This is a genomic window from Selenomonas sp. KH1T6, assembly GCF_900108415.1.
GTDB classification, from domain to species: Bacteria; Bacillota; Negativicutes; order Selenomonadales; family Selenomonadaceae; genus Selenomonas_B; species Selenomonas_B ruminantium_A.
The window spans coordinates 62401-76818 of record NZ_FNWN01000004.1 but is presented as its reverse complement, the minus strand read 5'-3'; the positions used below and the strand labels follow the sequence as shown (position 1 = coordinate 76818).

General features: G+C 42.7%; 8 protein-coding genes. All 8 read left to right on the top strand.

Annotated elements, in window-relative coordinates; all coding sequences use genetic code 11:
- Positions 1-2 precede the first annotated feature (2 nt).
- The 8 genes from BLW59_RS03970 (at position 3) to BLW59_RS03935 (ending at position 14390) form a co-directional block, all read left to right on the top strand.
- Positions 3-3932, top strand: a complete 3930-nt coding sequence (locus BLW59_RS03970) for a sugar-transfer associated ATP-grasp domain-containing protein (RefSeq protein ID WP_074696401.1) — start codon at positions 3-5, stop codon at positions 3930-3932.
- A complete protein-coding gene (locus tag BLW59_RS03965; RefSeq protein ID WP_074696399.1) occupies positions 3929-4768 on the top strand; it encodes a C45 family autoproteolytic acyltransferase/hydolase in 840 nt (279 codons plus the stop codon). The genes BLW59_RS03970 and BLW59_RS03965 overlap by 4 nt, the downstream gene beginning before the upstream one ends.
- A gap of 53 nt (positions 4769-4821) precedes the next feature.
- Positions 4822-7989, top strand: coding sequence for a CapA family protein (locus BLW59_RS03960; RefSeq protein ID WP_074696397.1), 3168 nt, complete (start codon positions 4822-4824; stop codon positions 7987-7989).
- Positions 7990-8010: 21 nt separating this feature from the next.
- Positions 8011-8637: a serine acetyltransferase gene (locus BLW59_RS03955; protein ID WP_074696395.1), complete on the top strand. Its 627-nt coding sequence runs from the start codon at positions 8011-8013 to the stop codon at positions 8635-8637.
- A 326-nt stretch (positions 8638-8963) separates the two neighbouring features.
- Positions 8964-9317 (top strand): hypothetical protein, encoded by a 354-nt coding sequence (locus tag BLW59_RS03950; RefSeq protein WP_074696393.1) that lies wholly within the window; start codon positions 8964-8966, stop codon positions 9315-9317.
- Positions 9318-9374: 57 nt separating this feature from the next.
- Entirely contained in the window at positions 9375-11201 is a 1827-nt protein-coding gene (locus BLW59_RS03945) for a Mur ligase family protein (RefSeq protein WP_139283539.1), read from the top strand.
- 13 nt (positions 11202-11214) lie between these two features.
- Entirely contained in the window at positions 11215-12147 is a 933-nt protein-coding gene (locus tag BLW59_RS03940) for a D-alanine--D-alanine ligase family protein (protein WP_074696389.1), read from the top strand.
- Positions 12144-14390, top strand: coding sequence for a Mur ligase family protein (locus BLW59_RS03935; protein WP_139283538.1), 2247 nt, complete (start codon positions 12144-12146; stop codon positions 14388-14390). The genes BLW59_RS03940 and BLW59_RS03935 overlap by 4 nt, the downstream gene beginning before the upstream one ends.
- Positions 14391-14418: the final 28 nt, after the last annotated feature.

Sequence of the window (14418 nt, the reverse complement as noted above, 5' to 3'; positions counted from 1 at the left end):
CTATGAACAGGAAGGACCGGCTGGTTGTCGTACTAACGCGCAGTTTCGCCACAGGTGTAGGTGTAATCCGCTGTCTGGGAGCGGCAGGATATGTCGTCGATGCAGTGGCTAGCAGCAGAATTACCGGGCTGGCGGACTTTGTGGGAAAAAGCAGGTATGTGCGCAATTTCCGGGAAGTCATCTCGGCAAAATTTCATGGGGAGGGGGAAACGGACGAGGAACTCCTGGAAGCCCTTCTGTCCTACAAGGGAAAGGAAGCACTGAAGCCCGTGCTTTTCCCCACGGATGACTACACGGCATCAATCATGGATATGAACAGGGATCTCCTGGCAGATATCTTCCTGATGCCAGGCATTGTTGGCGGCAAAGCAGGCTCCATGGTTGACGCCATGGACAAGTCCTTCCAGGGAAGACTGGCAAGGGAGGCAGGCATACTGACCCCCAGTGAATGGAGAATTTCGCTGCGGGGGGGCTCCCTGGAAATTCCAGAGGACATCACCTATCCGTGTTTCGTGAAACCTTTGGAAAGCGTGACAGGCTACAAGAAAGAAATGGCGGTATGCCGTAATCGCGCATCCTTGGAGAGACATCTTCGCAGATTGAGGAACCGGTATTTCGACCGGTCTGTCCTTGTACAGGAATATCTGGACATCAGCGATGAAATCGACTTCAGCGGCGTTGCCCTGGATCAGAAGATTATCATTCCTGCAGTCATTCGAAAAACCTGTGTTGCAAAGTATGAAAAAGGCGTCACCCTGTCAGGGATGATGTACCCCTTTGAGTTCATGGGGGACTGTTGCGAAAAAATCATCGCCATGCTGCAGAATTTCCATTATACGGGCATGTTCGATATGGAATTCAATATCGTGGGAGACAAGATTTATTTCAACGAAGTGAATCTGAGAAGCGGCGGCCCAAGTTATGCTTATTTCAAAGGTGGCGCAAATCTTCCTGCTATTGTTGTGGACGAGATAGTGGCGGGAACCCATGCGGAAGAGGATGGCGTTGTTTCGCACTTTGGCTACAATTTCGTTTATGAGAAGGTACTCTGGGAGGATTTTCTGAACGGATTCATGTCCAAGAAAACCATGGAGCGCAGGATGCGGGATGCGGATTTCGGTCTCCTGGAAAGCGGGGATGACCCGGCGCCCTATAAGGAGAAGTACCGGGAATTCCGCAAGGAACTGCGCCGCCGGAAGATACAGAAAGCCCAACAATTCCTTCGGGAAAAGACGATGCAGCATCCGGTGGTGCAATGGATGAAAACGGGACTGGACCGTCTCCTTCGGGAAAAGACGATGCAGCATCCGGTGGTGCAATGGATGAAAACGGGACTGGACCGTCTGAGCCGGAAATTTTCGGGAGATCCGCAGTGGAAGTCAGGAAATGAGAGAAAACGCTATAATGGGCGCCCCAGGGTGCTGGTGGCAGGCAGGAACTATTGTTCCAACCTGAGCATTGCGCGTTCCCTTGGCGAGGCGGGATACGAAGTCGAAGTGATGCATGTCTATCAGACACTGCCGGGTGAACAGGAGAAATTGCGCGGCATTGAGGTAGAGCGGTTCAGCAAATATGTCAAGGCATATTATGTGGTCCTCACGAAGCGTGATGACAAAACATTGGCCGATGAACTCATAAAAAATGCTGATAAAGTCAACAGGATGCTTTTGATTCCTGCAGATGATCTCGTAGCCGCTGTGGCTGACAAATATTATGGCAGGTTGAAGAAATACTACATCCTTCCGAACGTGTCGGACAGGCAGGGTGGGATCAATTATCTCATGTCGAAGCACGTCCAGAAAAAGCTGGCAGAGGAGGCGGGACTTCCCGTCCTGAAGAGCTGCCTGATTCACGCGGAGAGAGGGCATTTTGAAATTCCCGATACTATTTCCTATCCCTGCTTCATCAAGCCTGATGTCAGCCGTCTGGCGGCGAAGTCCAGGATGCACCGTTGTGACAGCAAGGAGGAACTTTCCGGATGGCTGACGGTCCTTTCCCGCCGGAAGGAGATCTCCATGCTGGTGGAAGATTACGTGGACATTGTCAATGAGTATTCTATCCTGGGGGTCAGCACGAAGCAGGGTGCCATAGGTCCTGCTGCCTTTGTGGCAGTGAGAGGCGGCACAAAGGAGCACCGGGGCGTGGCGCTTACGGGAAGGATACTGGATATATCGGAACTTCAGCCGTTGGCGGGAAAACTCATCGATTTCGTGGGAAGCCTGGATTTTGACGGGTTGTACGACATAGATCTGATTGAGGCGGCAGACGGCAGGATTTACTTTGTGGAGCTTAATATGCGGCTGGGTGCCTCCGGCTATGCTTTCTGCAAATGCGGCGTCAATCTGCCGGGCATTTTTGCGGACTATATGATATATCACAGGCCCCTGGATTTCGGGGTAAAGGTGCAGTCGCCCGGGAAAATCTTCGTCAGCGAGAAGGTTTTGATTGATGAGTACGCCGGAGGGCGGATTGAAAAAGGTGATTGGCAGGAAATACTGAACGAATCGGAAATTTTCTTTATCAAAAACGACACGGATCCGAAGCCCTACAAGAATTTTAAGAGATATTTCAGGGTAGCGAAGAAACAGAGAAACGTGCCCAAGGAAGCCTCTGTGGCGGAACTTCCGCTGGAAGAACGGATGCGTCTTGCGGACCGGGAAGCCGTCGATTCTGTCATGAAAAAGACTTATTGGTCGGAGGAAACGGCAATCCAGAGAATGGAAGATGCCAGGGGAAAATACGGCATTTCCTACACAGACTACGATGCGAGAAATCTTTGCCGGATTCCTGCAGAGGAACTTGGAAAATATCTTGAGGAGCAGGATCTCCTCTGGCGGCAGAGGCAGGAGGCTGTTGCATCTGTCATGGAGAGAGCCGGATGGGAGCACAACGATGCCCAGTCGAAGATGATGAAGGCGTGGAAACAGTACGGCGTCAGTTTTGTGCTTTACGACAGGCTGAACCTCTGGGATATTCCGGTGAAAGAGCATAAGACCTATCTTGCGTGTGTTGAGAAGACCCATTGTACAGAGCGAGAATATCGAAGATACAGTATGGGGAAAATGCGGCAGAAATTGCGGGATAAGATTTTCCTGAATGCACTTTCCAGTCGGCTGGATAATGAATACAACAGGAATCAGGAATTCCTAGAGATACTGGAGCAGCCTGAGCAGTTCTATCGTACTTTCCGACAGTTTATCCGGAGGCCCTGGTGCTTCAGCAATAGCGTATCCGGCCCGCAGTTTGCCGAGACTTTTGAAGGATGCAGCCGGGTATTGTACAGACCCATCAACGGGGAAAAGAAGGAAATCGTGGAGTTTTCGTTCAGTGGCTACAGCGCACTGGCTCTCCACGAGAAACTTCTTTCTATGGAGCCTGGACTTGTGGAAGCATGCCTGGTACAGCATGGGGAACTGGAGAATCTGTCACCGGGAGCCATGGCGAAGATCAGGATTGTCACCATAGCTCAGGAGCAGGCTGCGCCGTCAAGTGCAGAACCTGCGGATATTGCCTATGCAGTTCTGAGGACGGGGGCAGGTAAGGGGCAGAATCATCAGTTCTATGATGGAGAGCTGTTTGCCGTGATTGACCAGGAAACAGGAACCGTTGTGACAGATGCTTCCGATGCGGAATGCACGCGGTTTGTTACCCACCCTCTTTCTGGTATGGAATTCAGGGGATTTCAGATTCCCATGTTCCGGGAGGCGGTTGAAATGGTGCAAAAAGCCATCAGGAGAACCAAGGCCTGGGGATATCTCGGCTGGGATATTGTTATCACAAAGGAAAAGCCCGTCCTTGTCAGCGTAACTTCCCATCCGGCTCCCGTTCTTGTCAGCGCTCCCTATGCGCTGGAGAAAGAGGGCATAAGGGAAAAGATGCAGAGTTATTTGCAGGAAGACTGTCTGCCGACAGAAGGGGAAAAGGTATCATGAGAAGCTGTACTTGGAAGCGCCGCATCATCGCCGGCATTCTGGCGGCAGGCATAGCGATGTCTGCCATTCAAGTCGAGGCATGTACGCTCTTTGCTGCCCAGGGGGATTGTGTTGCGGGAGGAGGAACCCTGATCGCCAAAAACAGGGATGAAATTCCCGCACCCCAGAAGGCAGCGCTGGTGGAAAACGGCAGGTACAGATATTATGGCATCTTCACGAAAACAGCCAAAGGCTGGGGACTTCGCGGTGGTGTGAATGAGGAAGGGCTGGCCGTTTTTTCAGCAACGGCCAGTGCCATTCCCAAGGAGCTGAGAAGCCGGAAGAATTCTGTCGGGGTTGGCGCGCTTCACCGTATGCTTTCCCGGTGTGGGAGCGTGGAGGAGGCATTGCAGAAGAAGGAGTGCTTTCGCTATCCGCAGTTTCTGATGCTGGCAGATGCCCGTGAGATTGCCTATGTGGAGATTGGGATGGATGATTTCCGGATACGTCGGATGAAGAATGGTACCCTTGTCCATACCAACCATTTTCTGGAACATGATATGCAGAAGGATAATCTGAAAAGCCTCTCTGGCAGTATGAAGCGTTATGAGCGGATGAAAATGTTTCTGGATGGGAGGGAAGCTCCCTATGATATGGACGATTTCATTTGCTTCAGTGAAGATCCCAAAATATGGAGAAAGGGGAAAGACCTCCGCACCTCCCAAACTCTGGCCGTTATGGCAGTGCATATCCAGGAAAATTCTATTCCGGAGATCTATGTGAAGATGCGCCGTGAACCTGGAGATGCTGGACGGGAGGAAGTTGTTAGAGTGGCGGGGGAAGAGGTGTTTGAGTAAGTGATTGGTGTTTTTGATATGCAAGCTGAGATTGTATAGAGGGGGAAGTATATATGGAACGTATGTCTGAAGCAAATAGATGCCGTGTCCAGAAGGTCTGTGAAAAGACGGGCTGGGATTTTGACTATGCAAAAAAGAAAATGCTTCAAGCGAAAGAAAATGTAGGGGCGAATTTTGAATATTACTTAGGCTTTAAACTTTGGGAGTTTACTGAGGATGAACAACGTACATTTTTCCTAAAGAGGGATGCGGATTTAATTGTTAGTAAATTTAATACTAACAAGGATAATGTGCGTGTAGCTTGGAATAAAAGTCGTTTTATAAAAAAGTTCGGTAAATATTTAGGACGTATATGTTTATCTACCTCTGATTTGAAGCTTGAAGAATTTATTCAAGCTTTTAAAAATGAGAAAAAAATAGTTTACAAGCCATCATCTCGCTCAGGTGGAGCTGGTATTAAGGTTTATGATCTCACTACGAATAGCATTGATAATGTATACCGAGAAATTTCACTGATGAAAGATGGAGTCGTTGAAGGATTTATCAAGCAACATCCAGATATGCAGAAATTGTCTGTTAAGGGTGTAAATACAATAAGGATGGTTACCCTTTATACAAATGAATCTTTCAGCGGAATTGAAACGAACAAAGCTTACATTATGTATGCAGCAGTTCGCATGTGTCAGGGAGATACATATTTTGATAATACACATCAAGGTGGAATGGTTGCTAATATTAATCTTGATACAGCAGAAATTGAAACAGATGCATTTGATTATCAGCACAGAAGACATACAACACATCCGGACACAGGTGTTAAAATTAAAGGATTTAAAATACCATATTTTTCAGAGGCAAAAAAAATGCTTGAAGAAGCAGCGAAGATAGTTCCTGGATATTTTGGATGGGATGTTGCTATTACTGAAAATGGGCCAGTAATAGTTGAGATGAATTCACACCCTGGAGTAGGGATTTTACAATTACCATTTGTCCACGAAAGAAAAGGCATGCGATATGTTATGGAAAAACTTATTAATGCCAAGCCGATACGCATGGAAAGTCCAAAAGAACCAGAAAAACCGTATGGATTAAAAATATCTGATATATCAAAAGACGGGATAGAATTCTATTGGAAAAAGCTCTCTGTTGCAGATGGTTATGAGGTATTTAGGGGGTATGCTCCAGAGGGGCCATTTGAACTAATATATAGAGCAGAGAGAAGGAACATAGGAACCTATCGTGACAATGATTTTGATCATGATAAAAAGATTGTATATTACACTGTAAGAAGTTTTGTCCGCAATAATAATGGAGATTTGTCCTTTAGTGTCAAGGTCCCTCCAGTTGCAGCTGAATATGTATCTGAACTTCGCTTGGATAGAGAGGCTACCTATCTCTATGATGGAACCACCAGGCAGTTGAAGGCTGTCTATGGTTGGGGGGAACCGCAGGATGGAGTATGGTCGAGCACGAATGAATCCATAGCAAAGGTGAGCACAAACGGAGAGATTACTGGAATTGCTTCCGGGGCATGCGATATAGTCTATGAAAGCGAATCTGCGGGCGGAAGTGTTTCTCATAAGGTGGTTGTGAACCGTTGTGCCGAAGAGAAACTTCACGAATTCCCCGTTCGCTATCATAAGAATCTCGAAACTGGTTACTGGGAAAATGCATCTGCAATCAAGAATAATACCGCAGTCATAATGATGGTTGGGGATTTGATGTGTGGAAAAACACAAATGAACACACAGTATACAGAGGAGCATGGCTGGGATTTCTGTGACAGCTTTGAGTATGTTAGAGAAATTACCAAGGATTCTGATTTGGCGGTTGGAAATCTGGAAACATTGCTTGCTTCTGGATGGCCGTATATGACGGATGAAACATACATAGACAACTTCAACAATTGCAATGCAACTTCTAGGTATCTTGAAGCAGTCCAATACGGGGGCTTTGATGCTGTTATCATGTCTAATAACCACAATTGTGATGGAGGAATACGAGCACTTCAGGAAACAATTGAACAGGTGGACAGGTACGAACTTATTCAAACTGGTGCTTTTAGAAACGAGTATGAGGAAAGATTCTTCATTGCTGATGTCAATGGAATCAGGGTGGGTTTTCTCGCATATATGTCGATGGATACAGGATTCAATGGAAAAGATATTGATTGGAATGAACGCGAGAAATCTATACATTTGAATATATTTTCAAAACAGAAAGCACAAAAAGATATAGAAGAATGTCGAAGGAAAGGTGCAGAATATGTTATTGCATATATGCATTGGGGAAAGAAAAATTTCAGGAAAATAACTCGTATGCAAGAAAAAGAAGCACATGAAATAGCTGAGGCTGGTGCAGATTATATCATAGGATCAAATCCTCATCTAGTTCAAGTGTATGACTTATTGAATACTAGTGATGGAAGAAAAGTTCCATGTTTCTATTCGGTAGGGAATTTTCAGGCTGTAATGAATCAAGTGCAAGGGAATAGAGAGTCTGTTCTTGTGCGAATTTGCCTGCGTAGAGATGCGTTTGGGAAAGTAAGGCTAATGAATAATCATTATATACCTTGCCATACCTATAGAAATATTGGAAAGTCTAATTGGGCACCTGTCGCAGTTTCGGATGCTTATAATACAAGTTTAAATAAAATAAGGAAACATGAATTCTACTCATATATTACATCTACTATAGGCTCGAAAATATGTATTTATACCAAGAATGAGATGTTGGGCAATGTGTGTGTTACAAGAGCGGATGAGAAGTATATCGATGAAATTCTTTTATTGTATAGAGCACGTATCAAGTGGCTTCAAGATGAAGGGTATTCACAATGGAAGAATTACATTAAAAACCATCCGAGGGATTCGTTTCTCAAGCTAATTCAGAATAGAGAATACTACGTTCTGAAAAACGGCGAAGAAATCATCGGAGGCTTTTGTGTGAATTCGGACAGTGAATCTTGGAGAGATAAGGAAACAGATTCATATTATTTGAGCAGGGTGGTAACTAAAATTGGCTATAGCGGCATTGGACGGTTAATTGCAGATTATGCAAAACAGCTGACGAGAGATACAAACAAACACACCTTACGCTTGGAATGCCTTTATTCCAATAAAAAATTAAATAATATTTGGGATGGATATGGCTTTTCGTTCGTGAAAGATGTTAAAAGAAAATCCCATTTTTCTTTACGCGAATGGAAGTGCCAAGAATAGTATAGAATCTGAAGGTGCGATATGGAAAACATATTTGACGAAATTGATGCATGCGAGAATATTGATGAACTAAATAATATACGCACTCGCTATAGCGATACCTATTACGTGAATATTTTTTGGAACTCTCGCAAGAAAGCACTGAGAGCGACAACATCTCTGGAAAAGAAAAAGGCATTGACAAAATGCCGATATATCAATCACATCTATGCATCATACATTCCGGTGACGTATGGGTGTCAGCGTTTTCGTTCTCCGCATGGGTTTCGGGGAATCGCAATATCGTCACGCGCAAAAATCGGAAAAGGATGCACTATTTTCCAAAACGTTACAATTGGTTCAAACACCCTGGCGGACAGCAAATCATCAGGATTTCCCGTAATTGGCGATAATGTCTATATTGGAGCAGGTGCCACGATTATAGGGGATGTAAAGATAGGAAACAATATGCGGATAGGGGCTGGATGTTGTGTGACGAGAGATGTGGAAGATAATTGCACGGTCGCACAGGGAAAACCTATAGTGATTCAGAAGCACCACATACAGGATAACACGTTCCTCACACCATCTCAGTACCTTAAAAAACGTGCACAAATAACAGATGTCTCCCTGGGGGGGATGGTGTTAAATGGAGCAGACGAAAGATGATACAAGCAGGCATTTCGTACTCTATTTGCGGGAGATTTGATTCTGTTGGAGAATCAGGTAAAACGCGGTTATCGTGGGGGCGTGTATGATTTTACGTATATGTTTGATTGAATATACCAAGGTCACTATAAGTCAGGCAAATTGTTTCATCGGCGTGATGGGACCCTTCGGAGGTATCTCGGAAACTATACTAGCAAAGCAAATATGGAGACGGTACTCATCTTTATGTAAAATATCCTGATGAGTTTACCGATGCCATAAAATGGACGGGATTAGATGAGGCAATATGGAATATCTGAGCTATACAAGAATTGAGGTGTTGGAAGATGAAGAATAATTTGAATGAAATTTCCAGGCAAGTACGTCCTGAAAAATCATTAATTAGATATATGATGCAACTAACTGGGTGGAATTCATACGACTCATATTGCAGATTAATAAGTCTGGCAAAAGAAAATGAGATTGAATTTCAAGAAGTCATAAAGAAGAAATTATATCGTGAGTATAAATTGAATGCAGCACGTGAAAGTTTGAATTCAAATTCATGTGTAAAAATGAAAGAAAATATGCTCGCTCTCATGGATAAAGAAACTTTCTTGGAATCATTTTTTACAAGCAAGCAAAAAGAAAGTATAAATAATTTTCGGCAAAATAAAATTTCGATGAGAGATTTATTTTAATACTTAGAGATTAATGATGAATCTTTCTCTGAAAACGATGAAATCATAAATGAAAGATTGAAATTTATACCATATAAAACAAAAGATAATGATGTGTTTTGTTGTGTTTATACCAAATGGATAGAAACCATTCAGAAGAAAAATTTAAAGTGTATTATTGGACTTCCAATACATAAGAAACTGTTAAATGTTGGTAATACACCATTTGTCTTACGCCCGTACCTATTCAGTTATATATTGGATCTTGCTGAGATTTGGAAAACAAATTTTAAAGCAAAAACAATTTGTATTTCTGGTAGCGTAGGAAAAACAACTACGACGGAAATGATTGGTGGTGTATTGGAACCTGATTTAAAAGTTTATAGGGCAACGGGAAGTCAAAATACCGAAATAAGAATTTGCCAATTTGTGTTTGAACTAAAAAAAGATATTGAAATTTATATTCAGGAATGCTCAGGATCGTTTTCAGGACAATTAGAGAAAAGTTCCAGGGTTCTGCATCCCGATATTTTTGTATTAACTAATGTTGGGAGTGGGCATATAGGTAATTTCCGCGGAAATATTGAACTGCTTTTATATGAAAAATTGGCATTGGACAGAAATGCTTCTGATAATGGTATTGGTGTAATCAATTGGGATAATGAGCTTTTAAAAAAGGCAAACTATCAACATCGAATTATAAAATGTGCAATATATGACAAAACAGCGGATTTTATTGCTGAAAATATTGTTGAAAAAAACGGAACGATAGAATTTGATATCGTTGAAAATGGCAGAGGTAATGTCAGAACAAAGATCCTCTTGAATGTTCCTGGAATTCATAATGTGTATAATGCAATGTCAGCTTTTGCTGTAGGATTATTGTCTGGAGTTTCTAGGGAAAACATAGCGAGGAACTTGTCATCATATAAGACAAGTAGATTTCGTCAAAATCTTGTGCAACTGAATGGGACAAAAGTGTATTTAGATTGCTATAATGCATCCAAGGAATCTATAAATGCAGCTTTAAGTACTGTGGATAATATAGAAGCTTTAGATGGAAAGAAAAAGATTGCTGTAATTGGAGATGTTGCAGAATTAGGTGTAGCTTCTGAAAAAATACATCGAGAAATTGGTGAACTGGTTTCTAAAACAAAATCGGTGGATGAAGTTATATTTTATGGACCAAACATGAGGTTCTCGATGGAAGAAGCAAGCAAAAATGGAATCTGTTGCAGGCATACTGAAGATAGAAATGAACTTAGAAAGTGGCTTGAAGAAAAATTCCTTGAAACAGGATTGATTCTTTTTAAAGGAAGCCATGTGATGGCATTGCATCGGACGGTAGATGATTTATATGGTACGGATTATTATGCCTATGATTCAGATGGTAAAATTATTTGTGACGAAATGGGAAATTATAAGCGCATTGAAAACTATGGATGCGTACTAATTAAAGTCAATAGTTCAAACAAAACAATAACTGTTCCAGAATTTGTTGACGGATTATATGTACGGATCTTGGGAAGAGGTGTATTCCAAGGGAAGGCGGTAGAGCGTATTGTTCTTCCGAATCAATTAAGATGTATTTCTGCAAAATCGTTATTTGGATGTAAGATGCTAAAAAGAATTGGTTTTCCTAAATCTTTAAAATACATTGGACAAGAAGCTTTTTATGGTTGTGAATCCTTAGAAGAAGTGGACTTGTCGCGTGGGTGCTCTACGATTGAGAGTAATGCATTCAAAAACTGCAAAAATCTAAAAAAGGTAATCTTGCCAGAGTCCTTGAAAACTATAAATGATACGGCATTTGATGAAAATGCAGATATTGTTATTTGTTGTCCGCATGGCTCCTATGCGGAAAAGTGGGCGACGGAAAGAAATTTTAAGGTTCATGAAATTTAATTGGAGGAAAATGATGGATTTTGGAAAAATTATTGTTGTGATGGGGGGAACTTCTACAGAGGCAGAGGTTTCTCGTAAGACAGGGAATGCAATCTTAAAGGCACTTTTAGCGAAAGGCTATGATGCAGAGGGAATGGAACTTGTTCCGGAAACTTTTGCAGAGAGCATTCAAAAAAGTGGATGCAAAGTCGTATTCAATGCTGTGCATGGAAAATACGGAGAGGATGGCAGCTTGCAGGGAACCTTGGATATGCTTGGCATTCCCTATACAGGTTCTGGAGTATTGGCTTCTGCTATTACTATGGATAAGATTGCAACTAAACGCATTTTTTTGGCAGAGGGAATTTCAACGCCGGATTTTCTTGTCTGTTATCGGAATGATATGAGTGATGCTGTTTTGGCAAGGATTCGGGAAAAATTCTCGTTTCCTGTTGTTATCAAAGCGCCTTCTCAAGGCTCAAGTATCGGCGTGCATATTGTAGAGCGTGAAGAAGAGTTGGCTTCCGCTATGGAAGAAGCTTTCTCTTATAGCAATGAAATCCTTGTGGAGAAATTTATCCGAGGAAGGGAGTTGACGGTAGCCGTTTGGGGTACGGAAGAGGTAGAGGCATTTCCTGTGATTGAAATTACTACGCTGTCCGGGCGCTATGACTATGCCAGCAAGTATACGAAGGGTGCTTCCACACATATTGTTCCTGCAAAAATATCCGACCAAAAAACAAAAGAAATTCAAGAGTTGGCTCAGAGGGCTTTCCGTGCGTGTGGATGCCGTGGCATTGCGCGTGTCGATGTCATGCTGGATGAGAAGGATATACCCTATGCCATTGAAGTCAATTCTGTTCCCGGAATGACGGAGAATTCCTTGGTTCCGGATGCTGCAAGAGCCGTGGGAATGAAATTTGAGGATTTATGCGAAAAGTTGCTTGAAATGGCAAATACTTTGTGAAAAATGAAGGACGTGTGATTACTATGCGCTATAGGACAGATTTCCCGGTGGAAAAGTACCCCAGCCTTTACCAATCAATTGTTGGGCAATGTTGGAATGCGCAACAATTGGCGGAAATTACGGGGGGAGAATGGATAGTCCCCCCCCCCCCATCTTGGTATGTAAGATCGGTATCGTATAATGGATGGGGAATTGATGATTTGCCTGGTCCGATATTAGATATCGCCATTTCTTCTAGGTTGTTGCGACGACAGGCACCTTTTTTTGCTGGTGCTGTTGTGGGACGGCCAATTGAGGATTTGCCGACAGGATTTCCACAGTTGCTGGTGAAGAATCCGGCTACTGCAATGATTGAGCTTGGCTTTGCCGCCAGAAGAAGATTTCGGGGGAAATTGATTGCGGTAACTGGCAGCTGTGGAAAGACAACTACGGTTGCAATGATAAAGAAAATTTTATCAAAAGATCATTATGTGCCGTCTACGTTTAGGACATACAACCATTCCTTTGGCATTGGAATGTTACTGGCAAATTTATGCATGGATACGGAGTTTGCCGTTGTTGAGGAAAGCCATGCTTTTCTTCAGCAATTTGCCTCAGCAGCTGATTTAAAGCCACATGTGGCTGTGATTACCAGCATAGTCGAGGCACATTTGAATGATACAAAAGACCTGGAAAACATTGCTAGAATCAAGAGTAGTATCTTTCATGGAATGGAGCCGGGAGGATATGCTGTTGTCAATAGAGATTGTCCTTATTTCGAGTTGATTCTTGGGGAAGTGGAGAAGGCAAAGCTTCAATTGATTACCTTTGGTCTGCATCCTGAGTCAATGATAAAAATTGGCAGATTGGCAGATGGGGAAAAGATTTCGGTTTTTGGGAAAGAATATATTTTGAAATGTCATGTTTCTCCCTACCAGATTTTAGACGCACTTGCAGCAATCGGGGTATCTGAAGCCCTAAAAATTCCTATGCAGGATGTTTTGCCAGAATTGGAATCTTATGAGAGCGTCAATGGGCGAAATAAGATTCAAAATATGACTTATTATGGGAAGCACATCACGGTTATAAACGGAACTTTTAATGCAAATGAGGCATCCATGCGAGATGGGCTGAAGTATTTAGCACAGATTGGCAAACAAGAGGATTCACGGGTCGCAATTCTTGGCGATATTGCGGAGTTGGGCGAGCGTGCTGTTCCTATTCACAAAAATTTGGCCAAAGATATTATTTCCTGTCGGGTGAACCGTGTGATTTTGAGCGGAACATATATGCGCTATTTATATGATGAGGTAAAAGAATTATGTAATTGCGTTTGGTTTCCATCGCTCAAAGATCTTATGACGAATTTAAAACAATATTTAAAGGAAGATGATGTAGTATTTATCAAATCATCACATTCTACGCAGTTTCATAAAATTGTAAATCATATTCAGAGGCAATATGCAGATGAAACTATGCGCAGCGCCATGCAAGTAACAGCTTCGCATCAGGAAAATCTTTTGGAACAGATGACAGCAAGTGCAGTAATTGCTATTGATTTAACCAATCATCAGACTTGTTATGAGAAGAATGCAGATATGAAATTGTATCCTGCATCACTGACAAAAATGCTGACATGCATAATTGCACTGGAACGATGCGACATGGAAGAGATCTGCAGGCGTAGAGCAGATGACTTGATTTTTAGCGATAAAAATTACGCAGCGCTTGTCAAGGAGAGCGGATGCTATATGAAGTTAGGAGAACTTCTGAAAGGAATGATGCTGCGGTCAAATAATGAAATGGCAGAGGCTGTGGCAAGGCATGTGAGTGGCTCTATACAAAATTTTTCTATTCTCATGAATGAGAAGGCAAGACAGATTGGACTTAGCGAGAATTCACATTTTGCTAATCCTCATGGCATAGACAATATCCATCATTATTCTACGGCACGGGATATGGCAAAATTGGCAGCATATTGCTGGAGAAATGAACAGTTTCGTGCTTTGGCAGGAATGAAGGAATCTGTACTGACATACTTATACCCGCCACGGAAGATTCGTATAAAAAATACGAATGAGATGCTGCATTATTATGAGGGTTGCAAAGGTATAAAAACAGGAATAACTCCTAAAGCAGGCGGGAATCTGTGCACTCTTGTTGAGCGTAATAATCGAAAAATCTTATCAGTTGTTATGCATTCGGAGAATGGAGTGACTAGATTTACTGATACAGCTAATTTGATGAATTATATTCTGATGTAATGAGAGTTGCAATATGGAAACCACTTTC

What these genes read in the sequence shown, in the direction of transcription:
- BLW59_RS03950 (WP_074696393.1), top strand. Translation starts at nt 8,964, where the DNA reads ATGAAGAATAATTTGAATGAAATTTCCAGGCAAGTACGTCCTGAAAAA.
- BLW59_RS03955 (WP_074696395.1), top strand. Translation starts at nt 8,011, where the DNA reads ATGGAAAACATATTTGACGAAATTGATGCATGCGAGAATATTGATGAA.
- BLW59_RS03970 (WP_074696401.1), top strand. Translation starts at nt 3, where the DNA reads ATGAACAGGAAGGACCGGCTGGTTGTCGTACTAACGCGCAGTTTCGCC.
- BLW59_RS03940 (WP_074696389.1), top strand. Translation starts at nt 11,215, where the DNA reads ATGGATTTTGGAAAAATTATTGTTGTGATGGGGGGAACTTCTACAGAG.
- BLW59_RS03965 (WP_074696399.1), top strand. Translation starts at nt 3,929, where the DNA reads ATGAGAAGCTGTACTTGGAAGCGCCGCATCATCGCCGGCATTCTGGCG.
- BLW59_RS03960 (WP_074696397.1), top strand. Translation starts at nt 4,822, where the DNA reads ATGGAACGTATGTCTGAAGCAAATAGATGCCGTGTCCAGAAGGTCTGT.